21 protein-coding genes and 1 riboswitch are annotated in these 23,132 nt (G+C 72.0%); of the genes, 9 read left to right on the top strand and 12 right to left on the bottom strand.

The window, feature by feature from the left end:
• Positions 1 to 32: 32 nt before the first annotated feature.
• The 4 genes from pknB to thiO form a co-directional block, all read right to left on the bottom strand.
• Complete coding sequence (pknB, locus tag OHN74_RS10670) at positions 33 to 1,988, bottom strand: Stk1 family PASTA domain-containing Ser/Thr kinase (protein ID WP_327694307.1); 1,956 nt, start codon at positions 1,986 to 1,988, stop codon at positions 33 to 35.
• A gap of 210 nt (positions 1,989 to 2,198) precedes the next feature.
• Positions 2,199 to 2,993 carry a thiazole synthase gene (locus OHN74_RS10665; RefSeq protein WP_327694306.1) on the bottom strand — a complete coding sequence of 265 codons (795 nt, stop codon included), beginning with the start codon at positions 2,991 to 2,993 and terminating at the stop codon, positions 2,199 to 2,201.
• 3 nt (positions 2,994 to 2,996) lie between these two features.
• Complete coding sequence (gene thiS / locus OHN74_RS10660; RefSeq protein ID WP_327694305.1) at positions 2,997 to 3,197, bottom strand: sulfur carrier protein ThiS; 201 nt, start codon at positions 3,195 to 3,197, stop codon at positions 2,997 to 2,999.
• Complete coding sequence (gene thiO, locus OHN74_RS10655; RefSeq protein ID WP_327694304.1) at positions 3,194 to 4,357, bottom strand: glycine oxidase ThiO; 1,164 nt, start codon at positions 4,355 to 4,357, stop codon at positions 3,194 to 3,196. Before thiO ends, thiS begins: the two co-directional genes overlap by 4 nt.
• Positions 4,354 to 4,467: riboswitch (TPP riboswitch) on the bottom strand. (Overlaps the previous gene by 4 nt.)
• Before the next feature lie 49 nt (positions 4,468 to 4,516).
• On the opposite strand from thiO, the gene OHN74_RS10650 reads away from it, so the two are divergent.
• The 6 genes from OHN74_RS10650 to OHN74_RS10625 all read left to right on the top strand — a co-directional run bounded on the left by OHN74_RS10650 (position 4,517) and on the right by OHN74_RS10625 (position 9,611).
• Positions 4,517 to 4,879, top strand: coding sequence for a hypothetical protein (locus tag OHN74_RS10650; RefSeq protein WP_327694303.1), 363 nt, complete (start codon positions 4,517 to 4,519; stop codon positions 4,877 to 4,879).
• 53 nt (positions 4,880 to 4,932) lie between these two features.
• The gene (locus tag OHN74_RS10645) at positions 4,933 to 6,171 is read left to right on the top strand and encodes an NAD(P)/FAD-dependent oxidoreductase (protein ID WP_327694302.1); all 1,239 of its coding nucleotides are present in this window, start codon (positions 4,933 to 4,935) and stop codon (positions 6,169 to 6,171) included.
• 99 nt (positions 6,172 to 6,270) lie between these two features.
• A complete protein-coding gene (locus OHN74_RS10640; RefSeq protein WP_327694301.1) occupies positions 6,271 to 6,642 on the top strand; it encodes an Rv2175c family DNA-binding protein in 372 nt (123 codons plus the stop codon).
• Positions 6,643 to 6,745: 103 nt separating this feature from the next.
• The gene (gene thiE, locus OHN74_RS10635) at positions 6,746 to 7,432 is read left to right on the top strand and encodes a thiamine phosphate synthase (protein WP_327694300.1); all 687 of its coding nucleotides are present in this window, start codon (positions 6,746 to 6,748) and stop codon (positions 7,430 to 7,432) included.
• A 131-nt stretch (positions 7,433 to 7,563) separates the two neighbouring features.
• Entirely contained in the window at positions 7,564 to 8,487 is a 924-nt protein-coding gene (gene metF, locus OHN74_RS10630) for a methylenetetrahydrofolate reductase [NAD(P)H] (RefSeq protein ID WP_327694298.1), read from the top strand.
• A gap of 56 nt (positions 8,488 to 8,543) precedes the next feature.
• On the top strand, positions 8,544 to 9,611 hold the full coding sequence (locus tag OHN74_RS10625; RefSeq protein ID WP_327694296.1) for an SCO2102 family sporulation regulator: 1,068 nt from the start codon (positions 8,544 to 8,546) through the stop codon (positions 9,609 to 9,611).
• Positions 9,612 to 9,657: 46 nt separating this feature from the next.
• Here the strand turns inward: OHN74_RS10625 and OHN74_RS10620 are convergent, their stop codons facing one another.
• The 5 genes from OHN74_RS10620 to OHN74_RS10600 form a co-directional block, all read right to left on the bottom strand.
• Entirely contained in the window at positions 9,658 to 11,166 is a 1,509-nt protein-coding gene (locus tag OHN74_RS10620; protein WP_327694295.1) for a phytoene desaturase family protein, read from the bottom strand.
• An 82-nt stretch (positions 11,167 to 11,248) separates the two neighbouring features.
• Complete coding sequence (locus OHN74_RS10615; RefSeq protein ID WP_327694294.1) at positions 11,249 to 11,863, bottom strand: DUF4126 domain-containing protein; 615 nt, start codon at positions 11,861 to 11,863, stop codon at positions 11,249 to 11,251.
• Between the two features lie 382 nt (positions 11,864 to 12,245).
• Complete coding sequence (locus OHN74_RS10610) at positions 12,246 to 12,875, bottom strand: TetR/AcrR family transcriptional regulator (protein WP_327694293.1); 630 nt, start codon at positions 12,873 to 12,875, stop codon at positions 12,246 to 12,248.
• Positions 12,876 to 12,919: 44 nt separating this feature from the next.
• The gene (locus tag OHN74_RS10605) at positions 12,920 to 15,004 is read right to left on the bottom strand and encodes a YhgE/Pip domain-containing protein (RefSeq protein ID WP_327694292.1); all 2,085 of its coding nucleotides are present in this window, start codon (positions 15,002 to 15,004) and stop codon (positions 12,920 to 12,922) included.
• The gene (locus OHN74_RS10600; protein ID WP_327694291.1) at positions 14,976 to 15,764 is read right to left on the bottom strand and encodes an ATP-binding cassette domain-containing protein; all 789 of its coding nucleotides are present in this window, start codon (positions 15,762 to 15,764) and stop codon (positions 14,976 to 14,978) included. Before OHN74_RS10600 ends, OHN74_RS10605 begins: the two co-directional genes overlap by 29 nt.
• Positions 15,765 to 15,941: 177 nt before the next feature.
• Here OHN74_RS10600 and OHN74_RS10595 point away from each other — a divergent pair, with 177 nt between their 5' ends.
• From OHN74_RS10595 to OHN74_RS10585, 3 genes are all read left to right on the top strand, one after another.
• Positions 15,942 to 16,478, top strand: coding sequence for an SAV_6107 family HEPN domain-containing protein (locus OHN74_RS10595; protein WP_327694290.1), 537 nt, complete (start codon positions 15,942 to 15,944; stop codon positions 16,476 to 16,478).
• 133 nt (positions 16,479 to 16,611) lie between these two features.
• Positions 16,612 to 17,439, top strand: a complete 828-nt coding sequence (locus OHN74_RS10590) for a methyltransferase (RefSeq protein ID WP_327694289.1) — start codon at positions 16,612 to 16,614, stop codon at positions 17,437 to 17,439.
• A 276-nt stretch (positions 17,440 to 17,715) separates the two neighbouring features.
• Positions 17,716 to 18,126, top strand: coding sequence for a DUF3040 domain-containing protein (locus OHN74_RS10585; RefSeq protein ID WP_327694288.1), 411 nt, complete (start codon positions 17,716 to 17,718; stop codon positions 18,124 to 18,126).
• 105 nt (positions 18,127 to 18,231) lie between these two features.
• Here OHN74_RS10585 and OHN74_RS10580 read toward each other — a convergent pair whose 3' ends face one another.
• From OHN74_RS10580 to OHN74_RS10570, 3 genes are read right to left on the bottom strand one after another with little or no spacing between them, the layout of a single operon-like run.
• A complete protein-coding gene (locus OHN74_RS10580) occupies positions 18,232 to 20,622 on the bottom strand; it encodes a transglutaminase TgpA family protein (protein WP_327694287.1) in 2,391 nt (796 codons plus the stop codon).
• The gene (locus OHN74_RS10575) at positions 20,619 to 21,983 is read right to left on the bottom strand and encodes a DUF58 domain-containing protein (RefSeq protein WP_327694285.1); all 1,365 of its coding nucleotides are present in this window, start codon (positions 21,981 to 21,983) and stop codon (positions 20,619 to 20,621) included. Before OHN74_RS10575 ends, OHN74_RS10580 begins: the two co-directional genes overlap by 4 nt.
• Entirely contained in the window at positions 21,980 to 23,020 is a 1,041-nt protein-coding gene (locus tag OHN74_RS10570) for an AAA family ATPase (protein WP_327694283.1), read from the bottom strand. The genes OHN74_RS10575 and OHN74_RS10570 overlap by 4 nt, the downstream gene beginning before the upstream one ends.
• Positions 23,021 to 23,132 lie beyond the last annotated feature (112 nt).

Raw genomic sequence — 23,132 nt, 5'->3', positions numbered from 1 at the left:
CCTGGGACTGCGACGGCGACCGTCCGCCGGGGTCAGCGGATCGTGATGGTGATCGTCGACCCCTTGGCAGCGGTGTCACCGCCGTCCACGGACTGCTTCTTCACCGTGTCGCCGAAGAGCCCGAGCAGCCCCCGGTCCTCGTCGACCGCGAACCCGGCCCCCTCCAGAGCGGCCTTCGCGTCGTCGACGCTGTCGCCCACCACATCCGGGACCTCGATCATCTCGGGACCCTTGGAGATCGTCAGCGTGATCGTGTCGCCCTGCTCGGCCTCGCTGCCGGCCACCGGTGACTGGACGGCGACCTGCCCCTGCGCGAACTCGTCCGAGGTGACGGACTTGGTGGCGACCTTGACCTTCAGTCCCGCCTCCTCCAGCACGGCCTGGGCGTCGGCGAGGCTCGCACCGGTGACGTCGGAGACCTCCACCGGACTGCCCTTGCTGACGACGAGGGCGATCGCGGAACCCGCGCGCCGCTCGGTGCCGGAAACCGGGCTGGTGCTGATCACGGAACCGCGGGGCACCTCCTCGCTGAACTCCCGGGTGACCATGCCCGGTTCCAGACCGCTCCGCTTCAGCAGCGCTCTGGCCCTGTCGAGGCGGAGGCCCGTGACCTGGGGCACCGGCACGGTCTCCGGCCCCAGGGAGATGGTCAGCGTCACGGTGTCGTTCACCCGGATACGCTCGCCGACCTCCGGATCCGTACTGATGACCGTGCCGCGCCGCACCGTGTCGCTGTATGCCTCGGCGTGCTTCACCTCGAGCCCGGCGCCCTTCAGCCTTGCCGTGGCCTGTGTCTCGGTCTGCGAGAGCACCGTCGGGACCTGTGTGAACTGCCCGGAGTTGATGTACCAGACGCCCGCCCCCACACCGAGGACGAGCAGCACGGCGACAAGGACGGCGAGCGGTGTACGCCGGTTCCGCTCCCGCGCGGCACGCCGGGAGGGCGGGGCGGGAGCCGGGGGAGCGCCGACCGCTCCCAGCCGACTGGTCCGGTTCAACCGCCGCTCGTCGACCGGGGGTTCGTCCTCGTTGACGGGCAGGGGCCGCGGCACGGACAGCGCGCGCGGGATGACGCTCGTCAGGTTCTCGGCGTTGTCGTGCTCCGAGGTGATGGCCTGCGGCGGTACGGCGTCCAGCTGCTCGGCGTCGAGCGAGCCGCGCGTCTCCAGAACCTGGGAGAGCAGTGCCACGGCGTCGTACGGGCGGATGTCGGCGTTGCGCGCGGTGGCCGAGGCGACCAGCGCGTCCAGCTCGAAGGCCAGCCCGGGCACGAGGGCCGAGGGCGGCGGCACGTCCTCGTGCAGGTGCTTGTAGAGCACCAGCGCGGGGGAGTCGCCGTAGTGCGGCTGGTCGCCGGTCAGCATCTCGTAGAGGACGATTCCGCAGGCGTACACGTCGACCCGGGGATCGGTGGTGCCGCTCTCGATCTGCTCCGGCGCCAGATAGGAGACGGTACCGAGGACGGACCCGGTGGTGTTGGTGACGGTGTCCACGGCCCGCACGAGCCCGAAGTCGGCGACCTTGACCCGCCCGTCGTCCCCTATCAACACGTTCTCGGGCTTCATGTCGCGGTGCACGAACCCGGCCCGGTGCGCGGCGCCGAGTGCGGCGAGCACCGGCTCCAGGATGTCGAGCGCGGCCCTCGGCTGGAGCGCGCCGCGCTCGCGCAGCACGTCACGCAGGGTGCATCCGGCGACGTACTCCATGGCGAGGTAGACATACGGCCCGTCGGTGCCCTGGTCGAAGACCTGCACGACGTTGGGGTGCGCGAGCCGGGCCACGGACTTCGCCTCCCGGATGAACCGCTCGACGAAGGACACGTCGGCGGCGAGCGTCGGATGCATCACCTTGAGGGCGAGCACACGGTCGAGGCGGGTGTCCACGGCCCGGTAGACCGTGGCCATCCCGCCGACCGCGATCCGCGCGTCCACGCGATAGCGGCCGTCGAGCACCTGCCCGACGAGAGGGTCCTGAAGGGTCGTATCCACGCAGGTGAGTGTACGAGCCGCCGCTGACAAGCCCGCAGTTTCGGCCAGGAAAGCACAGGAAAGCAGCGGGACTGAAGCCGACCTGTGACGCAGATCGCACCGGGCGGCCGCCGACGGAGAGGAACCCCCACAGGAGAGCTGCACGTGTGATCGGGCTCGAAACGGGCGGTGCACGGGTGGGAGATCAGACAGGAGGGAAGCGCCGGGTGCCTAGAAAGCAGGCCGCTCCGGATCCAGGTCGGCGAGCCCGGCCGCAGGAGACGAAGCCGCAGCAAAGTGACGCCGAGGAATCCGACCCGCCCGGTAGGCCAACCGCCCCGCCGAAACCCCGTACCGCATCCCCTCCGCCATCAGCACAGGATCCTGCGCCCGGGTCACAGCCGACGCCAGCATCACCCCCGCACACCCCAACTCCATCGCCGACGCCACATCCGACGCCGTCCCCGCCCCCGCGTCCAGAATCACCGGCACACGCGCGTGCTCCACGATGAGCTGGAAGTTGTGCGGGTTGCGGATCCCCAGCCCCGACCCGATCGGCGACCCGAGCGGCATGATCGCCGCGCACCCCACGTCCTCCAGCTTCCGCGCCAGCACGGGGTCGTCGTTCGTGTACGGCAGCACCGTGAACCCGTCCTCCACCAGCACCTCCGCCGCGTCCAGCAGCTCGATCGGATCCGGCAGCAGTGTCCGCTCGTCGGCGATGACCTCGAGCTTCACCACGTCCGTACCGAGCGCCTCCCGGGCCAGTCGGGCTGTCAGCACGGCCTCCCCCGCGGTGAAGCACCCCGCGGTGTTGGGCAGCACCTTGATGCCCAGCCGCTCCAGCACCGACAGCACCGACCCGTGCACCGAGGGATCGACGCGCCGCATCGCGACCGTCGTCAGCTCCGTCCCGGAGGCCACCAGCGCCCGCTCCAGCACGTCGAGGCTGGGCGCGCCCCCCGTACCCATGATCAGCCGGGAGGTGAAGGTCGTACCGCCGAGGACGAAAGGATCGTCGGCCATGGTTCAGCCTCCCTGGACGGCGGTGAGGACTTCGACGCGGTCACCCTCGGAGAGGGCGGTCGACGACCACCGCGCGCGCGGGACGACGGTTTCGTTGAGCGCGGCGGCCACACCGGAGGGCGCCGGGGTGAGGGACTTCACCAGAGCGTCGAGCGCGGTGCCCGCGGAGACCTCGCGCCGCCGGCCGTTCACCAGGATGTTCATACGAGCTGCTCCATGCGTACGGTGTCGAACCGGCGGGGTGTGAAGGCCCGGGCCTCCTCGGGCAGTTCACCGGTGGCCAGCGCGTACGCCAGCGCGTCACCGGTGACCGGGGTCAGCAGCACACCGTTGCGATAGTGCCCAGTGGCCACCAGCAGCCCCTCCAGAGCGGTCGGGCCGAGCAGCGGCGCGTTGTCGGGGGAAGCGGGGCGCAGTCCGGCCCGTGTCTCGGTCAACGGCAACTCGGTGATCCCGGGAACGAGTTCATGGGCGTCGCGCAGCAACTCGTACACGCCGCCCGCTGTGACCGTCGTGTCCCAGCCCAGCTCCTCGCTGGTCGCCCCGACGACCAGCTCCCCGTTCTCGCGCGGCACCAGATAGACCTGGCTGCCGCGCACCACGGCCCGCACGGTGCGGCTCAGGAACGGCGCGTACCGCTTCGGCACGGTCACCCGCAACACCTGGCCCTTCACGGGCCGTACGGGCGGCAGGACGGCCTCCGGGACGCCCGCGAGCCGCCCGCTGAGGCTGCCCCCGGCCAGCACGACCGATCCGGCGGCCAGTTCGTCGCCGTCCGAGTCCGTGACCGACACGGCCCGCTCCCGCCGTACGTCGAGCCGCTCGGCCCAGGTCCGGCGCAGCACCACCCCGGCCCGCTCGCACGCGTCGACAAGCGCCCCGGCCAGCCGCCGCGGATCGATCTGGTGGTCGCCGTCCACCCGCAGCCCCCCGCGCACGCCGGGCGCGAGCATCGGCTCCAGGCGCCGGCATTCGCGCCCCGAGAGCCACTCCGAGTCCAGGCCGGACCGCTGTTGCAGGGCGTGCAGTTCGCGCAGTTCGGCGCGGTCGTCGGCGTCGAGTGCGACGGCGAGCGTGCCGCAGCGGCGGTAGCCGAGGTCGCGGCCGGTCAGCTCGGTGAGCTCGGCCACGAAGTCCGGGTAGCGGCGGGCCGACTCCAGGTTCAGCCCCAGCAGGGTCTGCTCGCCGTGGTGCAGCTCCGTGACGGCGGCCAGCATCCCGGCCGCCACCTGCGCGGCCCCGCCGCCCGGCACGGGGTCCACGACGGTCGTGGAGAACCCGCGCTGCGCGGCCCGCCAGGCCGTCACCAGCCCGATGATCCCGCCTCCGACGACAACGACGTCCGAAGTGTGCGTACGCGACATGGGCGTCCAGCCCCTCCCTTCGCCGGCATGACCCGGATCAGGTTCGTACGGTCGGAGGCCGCCCAGCCTCCCTCTCAGCCCGGTGCGTCCGGGCTCCCGCGTGCTTACGCTGGCCACCCTAGCCCGCGGTCCGACGCCCACGTAAGGGAGCCTTCACCCATGCCCCGCTCGCTCGACGGTCTCGTGCTCGCCCCGGTCGAGGACCAGGCACCGGGTCAGGTGGGCACGCGCACCCGGTTCGCCTACCACGAGCAGGACGGCGAGATCTGGGCCGAGTACGCGGGCGGGGACGTCGTACGCGGGCACCTCGTGGGTACGCGGGAGGGCGACCGTCTCGACTTCCGCTACGTGCAGTTGAAGCGGGACGGGACGACGTCCTCGGGCCACTGCGTGTCCGAGGTGACCGAACTGCCGGACGGTCGGCTGCGGTTGGCGGAGACCTGGGAGTGGGAGTCGCAGCCGGGCAGCGGGACGAGCGTGGTGGAGCAGGTTCAGCAGGCCGGGCACGTCGGTGTGCAGTAGGTCACTGACCGCGCCCACTGACTGACAATTTGTCAGTTGTCTATGGTGATCGGGTGAGCGAGCAGACGCAGGCACAGGGCACACCGGGCGTGTCGCAGCCGCGGCGCGTGGTCGTCGTGGGTGCGGGCATGGCCGGGGTGCAGACCGCGGTCGCCCTGCGGGAGCAGGGGTTCACCGGCACCGTCACGCTGTTCGGCGCCGAACCCCATCAGCCGTACGACCGGCCGCCGCTGTCCAAGGCCGTCCTGCTAGGCAAGGCGGAGGGCTCCGCCTTCGACGTCGACTTCGAGGCCCTCGGCATCGACCTGCTGCTCGGGCGGGAGGTGCTGGGCGTCCGCGCCGGCGAACACGAACTGGACACCCCCGACGGGCCCGTGCCCTATGACGTCCTGGTCCTCGCGACCGGCGCCGAACCGATCCGGCTGCCGGGCACCGAGGGCGTACCCGGTGTGCATCTGCTGCGCACCCTCGACGACGCCGAGCGGCTGCGGCCCGTACTCGCGCGCCAGCACGACATCGTCGTCGTCGGGGCCGGCTGGATCGGCGCCGAGTTCGCCACCGCCGCGCGCGAGGCCGGCTGCGCCGTCACCGTCGTCGAGGCCGCCGACCGGCCGCTCGCGGGCGCACTGCCGGCCGAGGTGGCCGCGCCGATGGCCGCCTGGTACGCGGACAGCGGCGCCTCGTTGCGCACCCACGCGCGCGTGGCCCGCGTCGAGCCCGGCGCGGTGGTGCTCGACGACGGCTCGCGGCTGCCCGCGGGCGCCGTCGTCGTCGGTATCGGGGCCCGCCCGGCCACCGCCTGGCTCGTGGGCTCGGGGATCGCCCTGGGCGAGCACCGCGAGGTCGTCGCCGACGACCACCTGCGCACCTCCGCGGCGGACGTCTACGCGGTCGGCGACTGCGCGTCCTTCCCCTCGGGAAGGTACGGCCGGCGCCTGCTGGTCCACCACTGGGACAACGCTCTCCAGGGACCCCGTACGGTTGCCGCGAACATCATCGGGGAGTCGCCGGCGGTGTACGACCCGGTCCCGTACTTCTGGTCGGAGCAGTTCGGCCGCTTCGTCCAGTACGTCGGCCACCACCAGTCCGCCGACACCACCCTGTGGCGCGGTGACCCGTCCGGCCCCGCCTGGACGGTCTGCTGGCTGCGGGAGGGCCGCCTGGTCGCCCTGCTGGCCGTGGGCCGCCCCCGTGACCTGGCCCAGGGGCGCCGACTGGTCGAGGCGGGCACCCTGATGGACGCCGAGGCGCTGACGGACCCGTCCCGGCCCCTGAAGGCGGCCACGGCCTAGCGCGACGCGGCTCGACGTCACCGGCTCGGAGCCACCGGATCGGCCCAGGTCGGAGGGGCCCGGCTTCCGACTGTCAGTGCGGGATGGCACGCTTGTCCCGTGACCGAGATTGACGCAAAGATCGATGCTCTCGTCCCCGCCTGGCTCACCCTCCCCGACATCGCCGAATTGCTCGATGTCGAGGTGACACGCGTCCGGCAGCTGGTCAGGGAAGGCCAGCTGATCGCCGTACGCCGTGGTGAGAACCGTGCGCTGCACGTCCCCGCCGCATTTCTCGACGGGGTCGAGCAGAAGGTCGTCAAGGGCCTCACCGGCACCTTGACGCTCCTGCGGGACGACGGCTATTCCGACGAAGAGATGCTGGAGTGGCTCTTCACTCCCGACCCGAGCCTGCCCGGCACCCCCGCGCAGGCCCTCGCCGAGAATCGCGGCACGGAGGTGAAGCGTCGCGCCCAGGCGCTCGCCGTCTGATCCGACCAGCCGTTCGATGTGCGGGCAGTGGTCCGCACACCGCCACACAGGGGCGTGCCCGGGGGAGAACACTCCCGGGGCGCGCCCATGGGGGGACACCCGTATGCCCGAGACGACCGACACCGTGCCCGGGGCGACCGCCGACGCGGGCACGGCCCGAGCCCGGTTCGCCGACGCCCGGGTCTACCTCTGCACGGACGCCCGGCGACGTCAGGGCGACCTCGCCGAGTTCCTGGACTCCGTCCTGGCCGGCGGGGTGGACATCGTGCAGTTGCGCGACAAGGGCATGGAGGCGGCCGAGGAACTGGACCACCTCCAGGTCTTCGCCGACGCCTGCGTCCGGCACGGCAAGCTCCTCGCGGTCAACGACCGGGCGGACGTCGCCCACGCCGCCCGTGCCGACGTACTGCACCTCGGCCAGGGCGACCTGCCCGTCCCGGCGGCCCGCGCGATCCTTGGCCCGGACGTGCTCATAGGCCGCTCCACGCACGCAGAGTCCGAGGCCGCGGCAGCCGCCGTCCAGGAGGGCGTCGACTACTTCTGCACCGGCCCCTGCTGGCCGACCCCCACCAAACCGGGCCGCCACGCGCCCGGCCTCGGCCTGGTCCGGTACACGGCCGCTCTCGCCACCGAACGACCCTGGTTCGCCATCGGCGGCATCGACCTGGACAACCTGGACGAGGTCCTGACCGCGGGCGCCCGCCGGGTCGTCGTCGTACGGGCGATCACTGAGGCCGACGACCCGGGCGCGGCGGCGGCGGAGTTCGCCAAGCGGCTGCGAGCCCTGTAACCGGTTGGCGGGAGGCCCTTGAGGCCCGGGCGTCCGAGTCCGGTGTCCGAGGCGTGGACAACAAGTCGACAATCCGGGCAAATTTCCGCCATCCGGTTGGGAGACCGCCGCCCCCTGACTAACCTGCGGGTATGGCCCTTGGAACCGCGTCCACCAGGACTGACCACGCACGCACGGTGCGTGACATGCTCGCGTCCGGCAAAACCACGTACTCCTTCGAGTTCTCGGCGCCGAAGACTCCCAAGGGCGAGCGGAACCTGTGGAACGCGCTCAGGAGGATCGAGGCGGTCGCGCCGGACTTCGTGTCCGTGACGTACGGCGCCGGCGGGTCGACGCGTGCGGGCACGGTGAAGGAGACCCAGCAGATCGTCTCCGACACGACGCTCACCCCGGTCGCCCACCTCACCGCGGTCAACCACTCCGTTGCCGAACTGCGCAACATCATCGGCCAGTACGCCGACGCGGGCATCCGCAACATCCTTGCCGTGCGCGGAGACCCGCCCGGCGATCCGATGGCCGACTGGGTCCCGCACCCGAGCGGGCTGACGTACGCGGCCGAACTCGTGCGGCTCATCAAGGAGTCGGGCGACTTCTGCGTGGGTGTCGCCGCCTTCCCCGAGACCCACCCGCGCTCCCCCGACCGGGAGACGGATGTCACGCACTTCGTCGACAAGTGCCGGGCCGGCGCGGACTACGCGATCACCCAGATGTTCTTCCACCCGGAGTCGTATCTGCGGCTGCGGGACGCCGTCGCGGCGGCCGGCTGTCCGACCCCGGTCATCCCCGAGGTCATGCCCGTGACCAGCGTGCGGATGCTGGAGCGGTTGCCGCAGCTCAGCAACGCGGCCATCCCTGCCACCCTGAAAGAGCGGATCCTCACAGCCAAAGACGACGCGGCGGCTGTACGCTCCATTGGCATCGAGTTCGCCACGGAGTTCTGCGCGCGACTGCTGGCCGAGGGAATCCCCGGACTGCACTTCATTACGCTGAACAACTCCACGGCATCGCTGGAAATCTACGAGAACCTGGGTCTGCACCACCCACAGCGGGCCTAGACCGGCCGCACCGGCGTACGACACACTGCGTAGCGGCCACTGGGAGAGGGGCGTACATGGGCTGGACGGTCCTCTACATCGCGTTCGGCATTGTCGCGTTGTGGCTGCTCGGCGAGGTTCTGCTGCAGTACAAGGCGCGGCTGCGCTGGCGACTGCTGGCCTTCGCCGGCTTCCTCGGCGTGGTCCTCGGTGTGCTCATCCCGAACGTGGTGGTCATCGGCCTGGGCGCCGCGGCCTTCGCGGTCGGGCAGACGTACGTCACGCTGTCGTTCCGCAGCGGCTTCTCGGCCGGCTGGGCCGTCGCGGGCCGCTCGGGCTTCCTCGCGCGGTTCGGCAAGGGCAAAGGCCGCGGCGACGGGGAGTACCAGGACCCGAAGCTGGAGGTCTCCGGCCTGGAGGCACCCGAGGGCGCCGACACGGGCTTCGGCGGCAACGCCGCCGACAGCGTCGGAAGCGACGTCTTCGACACCGGTGCCGGAACGTACCGGCAGGGCGACGACTTCGACCGCGACTACGACCGGGACGACGTCTTCACCCCCGCCCGTTCCGTCCGGCCCGCGGGGGCCGAGAACGGCGCTGTCTACGAACCGCAGCCCCTCCCCGACGACACCGGCTCGTACGGCATATACAGCGACGCCGCCTACGCGGCGGCGACCGGTCAGGACCAGTCGTACGCCGGCACGGGCCAGGACCAGTCGTACGCGGCGGCGGCCCAGAGCGGCGACCAGACCTACGGGTACGACGGCTACACCGGCTACGACCAGCAGCAGTACGGCTACGACGCCTCCGGTCAGCAGCAGTACGCCGCCTACTCCGACCCGTACATCGGCCAGGGTTACGGCGGCAACTCGTACGACGCCGGTTACGACCAGCAGCAGTACGGTCAGCAGGGCTACGGCCAGGACCAGTACGGTCAGCAGGGCTACGGCGAGACCCCGGCGAGCGGTGTCTGGGTCCCGCAGCAGCGCAACACCGACGACCCGTTCTTCGGCGGCGAACTCCCGCCGGAGCAGCAGTATCCCTACCAGGACAACGGCAACGGCCAGAGTCAGGACAACGGCCACAACAACGGCAACGGTCAGACGAACGGGCACGGGTACGACGAGCAGCAGTACCGTTTCTAGCCGCGCCGCTTCCGAGGACCGCCGCCCCGCCCGGGTATCCGGGGGTTCACTGCGAGCCCCGGAAGCCGGGCCCCTCCACGATCAGCCCCGCCACCAGCGCACCCGACATGCCCGCGTGCGCCAGTCCGCCACCAGGGTGCGACCAGCTGCCCACCCGGTACAGCCCCGGCAGGCGAGTGCTGTTGGCGGGATGCAGGAAGTCACCCTTGCCGCCCGCGAGCGAGGGCGCCGACACGCCCCCGTAGTAGGCGCCGGTCTCCTCCCCGTTCCGGCCGGGCGTCCGTATCTCCCGCCACAGGATCCGCTCACGCAGCGCGGGGACGGCTGCCTCGGCCGCGCCGACCAGCAGATTCGCGAACCCCTCCGGCGATTCCTCGACGTCCCGGTTGCCCCGGCGCCCCGCTACCGCCGTCAGGATCACGGACTCGTGCTCCCCGTCGGGCCGCAGCGCGGGATCGTCCGGGCGTAGCACGGTCACCGTGGGCCGCACCGGGCCGTTTCCCTCCCCGCTCAGCCAGTCCAACTCGGCCTCGCGGTCCGGCGCGTGCACGACCGTGCGATGCGCGGCACCCGCCTCACGGGCCCCGCGCAGGGCCAGCAGTACGGTGAACCGGCCCGGCGACGGCGCCGACGCGTCGGGGAACACGTCACCGTCCTGGTCGAGCGCGTGCTCCGTCAGCCCCTTCAGCCGTACGGGATCCACGCCCGCCACGACATGGTCGGCCTCCGCCAACGTCCCGTCGGACAGCTCCACCCCCGCCGCCCGGCCGTCCTTCTCGACGATCCCCGTGACCTCGGCGCCGAAGACGAACTCGACCCGCCGGGCCAGGCACCGCTCGTACACCGCGCGCGCCAACTCCCGGATGCCGCCCCGGACGTACCAGGTGCCGAAGGCGTGCTCCATGTACGGCAGCACGGCCGCGCTCGCCGGAGCGTCCCGGGGGTCGAGGCCGTACGCCAGCGCGTGACTGTCCAGGAGGGCGGTCAGGCGTGGGTCGCGCAGTTCCCAGGCGGCGACCTCGGCGAGCGTGCCGGCCCGGCGGGTGCGCAGCAGCCGCTTGTGGGGAAGCGCCGGATAGGGCTCCCGCTCGGCCAGCACCTGCCAGTCGGTCCACAGGGGCTCCTCCAGGAGCGGTCTGCGGGTGCGGTCCCAGGCCTCGCGGGCCCTGACCAGGAAGTCGCCCCAGCGCTCACCCGCCCCGGCCCCGAGAGCCGCCTCCAGGGCCTGGACGACGCCCGCGCGGGACGCGTTCGGCAGGGCGACCTCCGTGCCGTCCGGGAAGACGTGCCGGGCGGACGGGTCGACCTGGACCAGCTCGACGCACTCCTCCAGGGGCTGCTTGCCGGTCTTGACGAACAGGTCGCGGTAGACCGCGGGCAGGGTGAGCAGCCCGGGGCCCGTGTCGAACGAGAAGCCGTCGCGCTCGAAGCGGCGCACCGCTCCGCCGTAGGTCTCCCCACGCTCGTACACCGCCACCCGGTGGCCCGCGACGGCCAGCCGGGCAGCGGCCGCCATCGCGCCCATGCCGGCGCCGATCACCGCAATCCGTGCCATGCGAGGGACTTTATCGGCCCCCACTGACAGTCCCGCCACGCGCCTGTGACCTGGGAGTTCGCGAGGACGCGAGTGGCCTGGATCAGCCCGGTGGCCACCCGGTCCGGGCCGCGAGCCGCTTCTCCTCGCGCCGCTGGGCCCGGCGCCGCAGGAACCGTCTGATCCGGGAGACCAGGAAGAACAGTACGACCAGCCCGCCGAGCAGCAGTGTGCCCGCGATGATCGCCGCCGCCTCCGGGTTGAACATCGCGAACGTCACGATGCCGCCGACCCCGAGATCCTCGGCGAGGCTCAGGATCACGTTGCTGAACGGCTCCGGCGAGGTGTTGACCGCCATCCGCGTCCCGGCCTTGACCGCGTGGCTGGCCAGCGCCGTCGAACCGCCGATCGCGCCCGCCGCGAGATCGGGCAGCGAACCGCTCTGCCCGGCCAGCAGCGCGCCGACGACGGCCCCGGAGACCGGCCGGATCACGGTGTGCACCGCGTCCCACGCCGAGTCCATGTACGGGATCTTGTCGGCGACCGCCTCGCACAGGAACAGCACGCCCGCCGCGATGAGCACCTCGGGGCGCTGCAACGACTCGGGCACCTCGTCGCTCAGTCCGGTCGCGCCGAAGATGCCGAGGAGCAGTACCACCGCGTAGGCGTTGATGCCGCTGGCCCAGCCGCTGGTGAAGACCAAAGGGAGTACCGACACGGACGCGATGGTAACCAGTCGGCAACGGCGCGTCCTGGGGTTGAGTGCGCTGCGCTGAGTACGCGTACCTAGGACGAGAGATGAGTAGCCGCACGGATGGGCTGCGACCTGCGGGAACGAGAGAGTGGTGCCACGGAAAAGGGCACGGCTCCGGTACCGCCGACACGGGGCGGCGGAACGGTGCCGGTGCCCTGGACCGCTCCTTCCGCCGATCCGTCGGCGGGAGCGAGGCACTGGGGGACCCGGGGGAACGACCGCACGGGGGAACGGGGAAAACGGGGGAGGGAACGGGGGAGCAGAAAGGAAGCGCCGGTTCGGGATGGCCCGCGGGGGATGCGGCCATATCGGACCGGCGCTTTCCTGTGCGCCCGAACCCGCTCGCTCAGCGGTTGCCGCTCACCCGTCCCTGGAGGAGCCGGGACAGCGCCGAGTGGACGTCGTCCAGGGAGCGTTCGGGCTGGAAGGACTGCCAGTCCAGGGCGGCGACCAGGACCATGCCCACCAGGGCCGCCGCGGTGAGCTGGATGTCGATCTCGTCGCTGAGCTCGCCACCCGCCACGGCCTCGCGCAGGACGTCCTCGACGACCGCCACCGCCTGCTGTCTGACCACCATCAGGGTGGACTGCCAGGTCCTGTTGGTGCGCCACAGTTCGGCGACGTAGAGCTGGGTGAAGGCCGGGTAGCGGCTGATGAAGAGGAGCCCGGCCCGGATCATCGCGTCCAGGGCGTCGACCTTGGTGCCGCCCTCCCGGTCGGTCCGCTCGGCCGCCTCCCTAAGGGAGGCGGTGAGGAGTTCCACGCCGTGCCGCAGCAACTCCTCGAAGAGGACCGACTTGCTCGCGAAGTTGTAGTAGACCGTGCCCTTGGCGACTCCGGCCCGCTCGGCGATCTCGTCCACCGTGGTGGCGGAGAAGCCCTGTTCCGCGATGAGCGTGACGGCGGCCTCGTAGAGTTTCTGCCGGGTGGCCTCGCGGCGCGAACTGCCGCCCGACGGGGTGCTGCTGCGTTCCATGGCCCTGATTCTCACAGGTGCGCCGGGTCCACGCTGACGAGACGTCACAGGCTCAGCTCCGGGTGCAGTCGGTCCAGGGTCCACACCTGCCTGCGGCGGGCCGACACGGCGGTCAGCGCCAGGGCGCCGGCCGTGAACGCCGCCAGCACGGCACACGCCTGCCACACCGGGCCGAGCCCGCCGCCCGTGATCAGCCTGCGCAGGGCCTCGACGACGTGACTCATCGGCATGAAGGGGTGGATCGCGTTGAAGAAGCCGGGACTGGTCTGCACCGGATAGGTGCCGCCCGCGGACGTCAACTGGAGCATCAGCAGGGCGAGTACGAGAATCCGGCCGGCCGCTCCGAAGCGCGCGTTCAGCCACTGGACGATCGCCGCGAAGCACACCGTGACCAGGAACAGGAAGCCCACCGTCCCGGCCGCCCGCACCATTTCCAGGCCGATCGCCCAGTGCAGTACGGACATCAGCGCCACGGTCTGGAGCATGCCCAGGGCGGCCACCGGGAGCCAGCCCGCCAGGGCGACGCGCCATGCCGGGGCGCCCGCGGCGAGCGCCCGCCGGTTGAGCGGCGGGATCAGCATGTAGGCGACCATCGAGCCCACCCACAGGGACAGCGGGATGAAGTACGGGGCGAACCCGGTGCCGTAGTTGGGCGCCTTGTGCAGGTCCTTGGAGGCGAGCTGGACCGGGTCGGACATGACCTCGGTGCGCACGTCGCGGTCCTGCCGGTCGTAGTCGGGGATCCGCCCGGCGCCGTCGTGCAGCCCGCCGGCGAGTTTCCCGGAGCCGTCGGCGAGCTTGAACATGCCGCCGGAGAGGTCGTCCGCGCCCGTCCTGAGGTCGCCGACGCCCGTGTCCAGGGCGGTCGCGCCGGTCCTGGCGGTGGAGAGCCCGGTGTGCAGCTTCCGCGCTCCCGCGGCGACCTGTGCGGCCCCCGCGTTGAGCTTGTCGACCTTCCGGACGGCGTCGTCGAGGTCCTCGGAGAGACGCGGGGCGCGGTCGGCGAGCGCCTGGGCCTGCTTCTGAAGGGTGGCGAGATGCCGGTCGAGTCGGTCCAGATCGCCGTTCTGGTCGGCGATCAGCGTGTTGACGTCGTCGGCGACCGTCGCCACCTCCGCTGCGGCGTTCCTGGCCTTCTTCAGGTCGGCGCACGCGGCGTCGGGCAGTACCGCGGTCTCGCAGCGCGCCCTGTAGACCCCGTTCAGGGTGTCGGAGGCCGTGTGGGCGCCCTTGGCAGCGGCCGGGGCTGCCTTCACCAGGGTGCCGAGGTTGCGCCGGACCGTACCGGCCGAGTCGGCGACGAGCTGAGCGGCGTCCCCGATCGTCTTCTCGTTGTCCTTGAGGAAGGGCCCCAGCCGGTCCGAGACGCCGTGGACCCGGTCGGCGAGCGTCTGCGTGCCCGTCGCGACCTGCCGCGAGCCGTCCGCCAGGTCGCCCGCGCCCGTGTCGAGCTTCCTCAGCCCCCGGACCAGCTTGCCGCTGCCCGCCTCGGCGTCCTTCAGCCCGTCGGCGAGGTCCTTGGAACCCTGCTCGGCCTTGCCGATGCCACCTGTGAGGGTGTCGGCGCCCTTGGCGGCCTTCACGGTCTGCCCGTGGATGTCGGAGAACGAGACGAAGATCCGGTCCAGGAACGACCGCGAGGCCTTGGTGGAGGCGGCCGTACGCACCTCACCGAACACCGTCCGGGAGATCTGCCCGACGATGTAGTTGTTGGCGTCGTTCGTCCGTACCTGGAGCGCGCCCGTCTCCGGGGAGTCGCCCGAGCTGGACGCGATCCGCTCGCTGAAGTCGGCGGGCATGGTCAGCGACAGGTAGTACGTGCCGTCCTCGACGCCCTCCCGGGCCTCGGCCGCGGTCACCTCGTGCCATTCGAAGGTGTCGCTGTCGTGCAGCCCCTTGACGATGTCGGCACCGGCCGCGAGCTTCTTCCCGGCGACGCTCGCTCCTTTGTCGTCGTTCACGAGTGCCACGGGGATGCGGTCGAGCCTGCCGTAGGGGTCCCAGAAGGACCACAGGTACAGCGCGCCGTACAGCAGCGGCAGCAGCAGGAGCGAGGCCAGCGCGGCCCGTGGAAGTCTGCCCCGGCCGAAACGCCTGAGCTCAAGCGCGGCCAGTCTCGGGGAGCGCATCCGCCGTCTCCTTCTCGTGAGTCTCTTGCCCGGTCGTCCTCTTGTCCGGCCCCTGCTCCTGCGCGCGCGGAGACGTCGACACGGTGACGGCTCCTTCGGGAGCCTCGCTGCACACCGCCACGACGGTCGTCCCGGCCTCGGCGACGGACCTCAACAGCGCCCACACCTCGGCCCGTTCGGCGTCCGACAGCTTCAGGTCGGTGTCGTCCACCCCCAGCAGCCTCGGCCCGCCGATCAGGGCCAGCGCCACGGACAGCCGCAGCGCCTCCAGCCGCTCCAGATCGCGTACGGCGGTCCGGGAGCCCTTCGGCAGCGCGTCGCGGTCGAGACCGGCGGCCGCCAGCGCGGCGTCGACGCGCCGCTCCGTCTCGGCCGCCCGCTGCGCCCGGGGCCGCAGCAGCCCGCGCAGGGAACCGCCGAACCGGCGCTCCAGCAGCGCCCGTTCCCACAGGTGCTCCCCGACGGTCAGGGCGGGGTCGAGGTCGGTGACGCCGGGGACGTGCGCGAGCGCGCCCACGCGGCGCACCGCCGCCGCCTGCCTGGGCAGGATCCACTCGCCGACCGTGGCCGACCCCTCGGTGGCCCTCATCCGGCCCGTGAGCGCGAGCAGCAGGCAGGTGCGTCCGGAACCGGACGGCCCCTCCACCGCGATCAGCGAGCCGGGCTCCGCGTCGAAGGACACCTCACGGAACGCCCAGCCGCGAGGCCCCTTGAGCCCGAAGGCCCGGGTGGTCAACCCGAGTCCGTGCGGACCGTCCACAGTTCCCGCCCCCTTGGCAGTTCTTTTGCACTGACTGGTCAGTGCAAAAAGTAACCCGAACCTTCGATCGAAGCAAAAGACCAGGTCAGAACGGATTGTCAGTGCCATACCGCACGATGAGCACATACGGCACCTCCTGTCGGGGCGTGCCGTCACACAGACGACAGGAGGTTCGTCATGGCCAGCTCGAACGCAGCCGCCGCCCGTCGGCGCAGCGCCCCCGGCCCTGCCCCCTCACTGACCGGTCCGGCGGGGGACGTGCACCCCGTGCTCCGCCGGGCCACGGCCCCGCCCGCAGCCCTCGACCTGCTCGCCCAGGCCCGCGCCGGACTCGACGAGGCGGCCGTCCTGGAGACCCCCAACGAGCGGTACGCCACCGCCCACCTCGCCGCCCTGCGTACCGCCGCCGCGGTGCTCGCCGCCCGGGGCCGGCCCGAACCCACCCCCAGGCGCCGGGCACGCATCCGCAGCGCCTGGGAGGTGCTCCCCGAGATAGCGCCCGAACTCGCCGAGTGGAGCGTGCTGTTCGCCTCCGGCGCCCGCCGCCGCGCTCGCGCCGAGGCCGGCATCCAGGGCGCGGCCGGCAGCCGCGACGCGGACGACCTGATACGTGACGTGGCGATGTTCCTGCGCCTCGTCGAGCGGATGCTCGTCCTCCAGCCGGTGCTTCCCCAACCGCGCCAGGACCCGGACCCGCCCCCGGACGCGGGCTGAGACGGATGACCGGCTCTGTCACGGGAGGCAATAAAGTGGGGAGGTCATGTCTTTCCCGGCCCACCGAGGCGGGGAGGGCACCCCGTTCGCTCCGCCGCGCAAGAGGCGGTGCCGCGCCGAGGAGTCACCTGTCGTGCCGGACCCGATGCGCCCACCCGTCGCCCGCCACCACCCTCAAACGACATCGCTCCGCGCCGACCCCCCTCGTCCCCGCTCCTCCCTCCGTACCGCCGTGGTCTGGGAGGTCGTGTCGGACGCCCTGGAGCGCCGCGTCAAAGCCACGGGGCGTGAAGCGCTGGACGTCCTCGACACCGGCGGCGGCAGCGGCAACTTCGCGGTGCCCGTCGCCCGCCTCGGTCACCGCGTCACCGTCGTCGACCCGAGCCCCAACGCACTGTTCGCGCTGGAGCGCCGGGCCGCCGAGGCCGGCGTCGCCGACCGCGTCCGGGGAGTCCAGGGTGACGCACACGGCCTCTTCGACGTGGTCGAGCGCGGTGGCTACGACGCGGTGCTCTGCCACGGCGTCCTGGAGTACGTGGACGACCCCGCCGAGGGCGTCCGCAACGTGGTGGCCGCCCTGCGCTCCGAGGGTGTCCTCAGCCTGCTCGCCGCCGGACTCGGCGGTGCGGTGCTCGCGCGGGCCCTCGCCGGGCACTTCAAGGAGGCCAAGCGGGCGCTCGACGACCCGAACGGCCGCTGGGGCGAGAGTGACCCCGTTCCCCACCGGTTCACCGCCGAACAGCTCACCGCGCTCGTCGAGGGCGCGGGCCTGCGCGTGGGCGCCGTGCACGGCGTGCGGATCTTCGCCGACCTGGTGCCCGGCGTCCTCGTGGACACCGAGCCGGACGCCCTGGACGCGCTGCTGAAGCTGGAGGCCGCGGCGGCCGAGCAGGCCGCGTTCCACTCCGTGGCGACCCAGCTTCATGTGCTCGGCGAGACTCCGGGTGCCGTCGAGGTCTGAGTCACCTCCGGTGGCGGACCGCTGATCAGGGGCTCGGCCGCAGATGGAGTACGCCACAGGCCCCCCGATCGGCCGCCCGGAGCCGTATGATCGAGGGAGACCGCTCTGCATGACGGGCCGGTTGCTGGGGAATGAACGCCTCAGTGAACCGGGACCGCCATGGCGGATTCCGGTTGCCAATTGGCGTAGAGGGGCGGGTTTCACGGGGGCGATTCCCTGCCTATCCTGAAGGGGACCCCCGGTCGCCCCGGCGACTGCACGAATGAGGAGGACTCCGTGCCGCTCTCGGAGCACGAGCAGCGAATGCTCGAGCAGATGGAGCGAGCGCTGTACGCCGAAGATCCCAAGTTCGCGACAGCGCTTGAAGGAAGCGGGCTGCGCACGTACACCCGGCGACGGGTCTACCAGGCGGTCGCGGGCTTCCTCGTAGGTATCGCGCTCCTCATGGCCGGAATGGTCGCCGTGCAGATCTGGCTGAGCGTGGTGGGATTCCTCGTCATGCTGGGCTGTGCGGTACTGGCCGTGACGGGTTGGCGCAAGGCCCCCAAGCCGGGTGAACAGCCCGCCGCGGGTGCCGCCCCCGGAGCTCCGCACGCCGGCCGACAGGGTCGGCAGCGACGCTCCATGATGGATCGCATCGAGGAGCGTTGGCAGCGCCGCCGCGACGAACAACAGGGTGGCCAGTAGCCCGTCGGGCCGCGGTTCCCCGCGTTGTGAACGCAATACGTGAAACGCCGGTGGCCCGGAACCCCCAGGGGTTCCGGGCCACCGGCATGTCCGGCCGTCGTGCCGTCAGCCGTGCTGGCCCCACGGCTTGCGGAGGGCCGGCCTGGCGGCCAGAGCGCGTGCGCTGAGCTCGGCCCAGCCTGCCGACACTGCCCACACCACACGGATGGTCGAACGCGGGACGAACATCGCGCGCAGTTTCGTGCCCCGGCCCACCGTGGTACGCAGTGCCTCGGTCGCCCGGCGCACGTCCTCCGCGAGCCCCGCAGTCGGACGAGGACGGGGTGCGTACAGGACCTGCTCCACGGCGTCCGCCACCCGGTGCACGGCGTCCGCCGCCGAGGGATCGAGACGGCCGAGGCGCACGATCCGGGCAGCCGCCTTGCGGGGCGTCTGCGACTCCTCCGGACTGATGCCGAAGTCCCAGGCGCTGTCGGTCAGTTCCTGCCAGACGGACAGCGCGTGGACCGTCGCGTCGGCGTCACCGCGGCCGTGCGCCCCGAGCCGTACGGCCCGGATCCGCAGCCGCCACAGCATCGGCGACAGCAGAAGAGCCAGCAGGGCGAGCGCGCCCAGCGTCCAGCCCAGTGGTGCCAACCACCAGTCACTGTCGTCGTTCTGGTCCAGCGCGGCCTCCGCGGACTCGCTCGCGCACCCGCCGTCCAGCCGTCGCTGCGCCGCCGTGCAGGTCTCGCTCGCCGAGGCGGAGTCCGAGGGTGCCACGGAGGCGTTCCGGGACGGCACGTCCGGGTTCGGGATGTCGCTGCCCGGCGTCTGGGACTGCGTGTACTCGGGCACCGAACCGCGGGTCGGGGTCGGCTCGAAACGGGTCCAGCCGACGCCCTCGAAGTACAGCTCCGGCCAGGCGTGCGCGTCGCGCAGCCCAACCGAGACCGTGCCGTCCGGCTGCGGGGTGCCCGGAGCGAAGCCCACCGCGACCCGAGCCGGGATGCCCAGCGTGCGCGCCATCGAGGCCATCGCGAAGGAGAAGTGGACGCAGAAGCCCTCCTTGTCCCTCAGGAACCGCGCGATCGCGTTGGAACCGCTTCCGACCTGCACCTGGGTGTCGTACCGGAAGCCGCCGCTCACCGCGAAGTAGTCCTGCAGCTTGACCGCCTGCTCGTAGGAGTTGACCGAGCCGGCGGTGACCTCGCGCGCGGTGCGCGCCACGATCGCCGGCAGCGACTCCGGGACCTGGGTGAACTCACGCACCAGCGCCGGGTCCGGCTTCGGAGCCTCGGCGAGCTGCTCCGCGGTCGGCTGCACGTCCAGGCTCGTCACCGTGTACCGCGCGCCGCGCGTGTTCTGGCCGTGGTCACCGACGAGGGTGCGGCCCACAGGCTCGAAGCGCCAACTGCCGTCGATCTTCACACCGGTCGCGGGGTACGGCATCGGCAGCCAGTCCTGGGCGTACCAGTCCGCCGCCGCGATGGTGGTCGTGATCTCGGTGCGCCGCACGTCGGCCCCCAGGCCGAGCGGGTTCGGGAACGTCTTCGGTACGTCCTCGATGTGCCGTTGGGACGGCTTCCACGCGGTGCCGTCGAAGGTGTCGAGCGCAACGATCCGCAGATACAGGTCCTGGGTGTCCTCGCTGCTGTTGCGCACGGACATGACCTGGCGGTCCTCGTCCACGTTCAGACTGTCGCGCAGCGACACCAGCGGGTTCACGGCGGAGATCGTGCCGCCGCCTCCGCTGCCCGACCCCACACCGCTGCCCGCGGCGCTCAACAGCCCGCCGTCGAGCGAGGGCAGCGCCAGCGGTACGAACAGAGCCACGCCCAGCGCGGCCGCGCCGATCCGCCACCCCGTGCGGACGGGGGCGATCGCACCGCCGGCCGACTGCTCGCCCGGGGCGCGCGGCCCGCCTCCGAAGACCCGGCCCCACTGGGAGAGCCGGTCGCGGCCCTCGGCCAGGAGCAGCATCAGATAGCCGGCCGCGGCCAGCAGGAACCACACCCAGCCGCCGCTGCCGTCGGAGAGCCCGGCGGCGACCGAGTACAGGGCGAGCAGCGGCAAACCGGCCGGAGCCGCGCTGCGGAACGTCACCGCGAGGGTGTCCACCGCTAGCCCGATCAGCAGGGCGCCGCCGACCAGCATCAGCCGTATGCCGTCGGAGAGCGGCGCCGGGATGGCGTACCGCCCCACGTCGTCCGTGCCGGTCTGGAGCAGCGTGCCGAACTGCTGGAAGGTTTCGGGGCCGGGAATCAGACCGAAGAACGCCTGCTCCCGGGCGAAGACCAGGGTCAGCAGGACGAGGGTGACGAGGAGCTGTGCCGCCACCGTCAGCGGCCAGGCCAGCGGAACCCGCCGGGCGCCCGCGCCCACGATCGTCTGTATGCCCAGCAGGATGGCCACCTGGAGCAGCCAGCTCAAGTCGTCGACCAGCGGCAGCATGGCGCTCGCTGTCAGGAGGGTGGCCACCCAGGCGCACAGCGCCAGTCGTGCGCGCCCGCTCATGACCGTCCCTCCCTGCCGCTGAGGGCACCGAGACCGGAACGCTCCCGGTCCGCCTGGCGCCACAGCTCGCTCAGCGCGACTCCTCTGGGTACCCGCACCGCCGTCCAGCCCGCCTCGCGCAGCATGCGCAGCGACTCCTCGCCCGGGTCCTCGGGACCCGGCACATCGTGGGGTTCCCGCACCCAGGTCTCACTGTCCAGTACGAAGGCGACCGCCCCGCCGCTGCGCTGCCGCATCTTGGCGGCAACCGCGGCCTGTTCCTCGTCGAGGTCGCCGAAGAACGCCATCAGCAGCCCCTCACCGCCTCCGCGCAGCACGTCGTACGCACGGGAGATGTCCGTGCCGTCCGAGTGGTCGATCACCGCGAGCGTGTCCATCATCAGTCCGGCCGCGTCGGCGGACCCCTGGTTGGCGCCGGCGAAACCCTCGGCGCCCTCGCCGGGCACGGAGTTGCCCGTGTCCGTCAGCAGCCGTACGGAGAAGCCCCGTTCGAGCATGTGGACCAGGACGGACGCGGCGCCCGACACCGCCCACTCGAAGGCCGAGTCCGGGCCCGCGCCCAGGTAGGCGATGCCCCGGGTGTCGAGGAGCACCGTGCAGCGGGCCCGCTCCGGCTGTTCCTCGCGGCGCACCATCAGCTCGCCGTAGCGGGCGGTGGAGCGCCAGTGCACGCGGCGCAGGTCGTCGCCGTAGCGGTACCCGCGCGGGATCACGTCGTCCTCGCCGGCCAGCGCCATCGAGCGGTTCCGTCCCTCGCCGTACCCCCTGGCCTCGCCGGTGAGCCGTACCGGCGGCAGCGCGTCCACGCGCGGGATCACCGTCAGGGTGTCGTACGTGGAGAAGGAGCGGGTCAGCTCGCACATGCCGAACGGGTCGGTCAGGCGCAGCTGCAGCGGGCCCAGCGGATAGCGGCCCCGCAGGTCGGAGCGGACACGGTAGGACACCTCGCGGCGTCCGCCCGCCTCCACCCGGTCCAGGACGAACCGGGGGCGCGGACCGAGCACGTACGGCACCCGGTCCTGGAGCATCAGCAGGCCCGTGGGCAGCCGCGAGACGTTGTCCATCCGGAGATGGACGCGGGCCTCGGCGGCGGCGGGCACGCGCGCGGGGGAGAGCCGGCGGCTGCCGGCCACCCGGTAGCGCGTGCGGTACAGGACGGTCGCGCAGACCAGCGGCAGCACGGAGAGCAGAAGGCCCACCCGGAGCAGATCGCTCTGCCCCAGGACGTACGCGCAGATGGCGGCGGCGACCCCGGCGGCCAGGAAGGAGCGCCCGCGGGTGGTGAGACCGGCCAGCGCCGTGCGCACCCCGCCCTTGTCGCCCTGGTCGTCCTCCTGGTGTCCCGGCGCCCCTGCGCTCATCCAAGCCTCCGCGGCGGCTGCTGCCCGAAGTCGGGCGCGGAGCGGCCCATGCCGAAGCCGCTCTGTTGCTGGGGTGCCGCAGGCACCGGGGTGCGCTGGAGGATCTCCTGGACGACCTGCTCGGAGGTGCGGCGGTTCAGCTGGGCCTGGGCGGTGGGCAGCAGGCGGTGGGACAGGACGGCCACGGCGAGGGCCTGGATGTCGTCCGGCAGCGCGTAGTCCCGGCCGCTGAGGGCGGCGGACGCCTTCGCGGCGCGCAGCAGATGCAGCGTGGCGCGCGGCGAGGCCCCGAGTCTGAGGTCGGGGTGCGTGCGTGTGGCGCCGACCAGGTCCACCGCGTACCGCCGGACCGAATCGGCGACGTGGACGTTGCGGACGGCCTCGACGAGCTTCACGATGTCGTGCGCGTGGGCCACCGGCTGGAGGTCGTCCAGCGGTGAGACGCCGCCGTGCACGTCCAGCATCTGCAGCTCGGCCTCCGGGCTCGGGTAGCCGATGGAGACGCGGGCCATGAAGCGGTCGCGCTGTGCCTCGGGGAGCGGGTAGGTGCCCTCCATCTCGACCGGGTTCTGGGTGGCCACCACCATGAAGGGGCTGGGCAGTTCGTAGGTCTGCCCGTCGATGGTTACCTGGCGCTCCTCCATGGACTCCAGCAGCGCGGACTGGGTCTTCGGCGACGCGCGGTTGATCTCGTCGCCGATCACGATCTGCGCGAAGATCGCCCCCGGTTTGAACTCGAAGTCGCGGCGCTGCTGGTCCCAGATGGACACACCCGTGATGTCCGAGGGCAGCAGGTCCGGCGTGAACTGAATGCGCCGCACGGAACAGTCGATGGACTTGGCCAGCGTCTTCGCCAGCATGGTCTTGCCGACACCGGGAACATCCTCGATCAGAAGATGCCCCTCGGCGAGCAGCACGGTCAGCGAAAGCCGTACGACCTCAGGCTTGCCCTCGATCACTCCCTCCACCGAACTGCGGACTCGCTCCGCGGTGGCGGTCAGATCAGTGAGGCTCGCTCGATCGTCATAGGTCGTCACACGGCCCTCCTAGGCCCGTTCATTCTCCGGGCCGACGCTCTGCGATGAGGACCGGCCCACCCCGAAACACGGACACCACACGGGGAAAGCCCCGCGTGACGTCACACCCGCA

Origin of the sequence: Streptomyces sp. NBC_00459 (assembly GCF_036013955.1) — a bacterium.
In the GTDB taxonomy this organism is placed as follows: Bacteria; Actinomycetota; Actinomycetes; order Streptomycetales; family Streptomycetaceae; genus Streptomyces.
The sequence above is the reverse complement of the archived record's forward strand: the minus strand, read 5'-3'. Positions and strand labels throughout refer to the sequence as shown.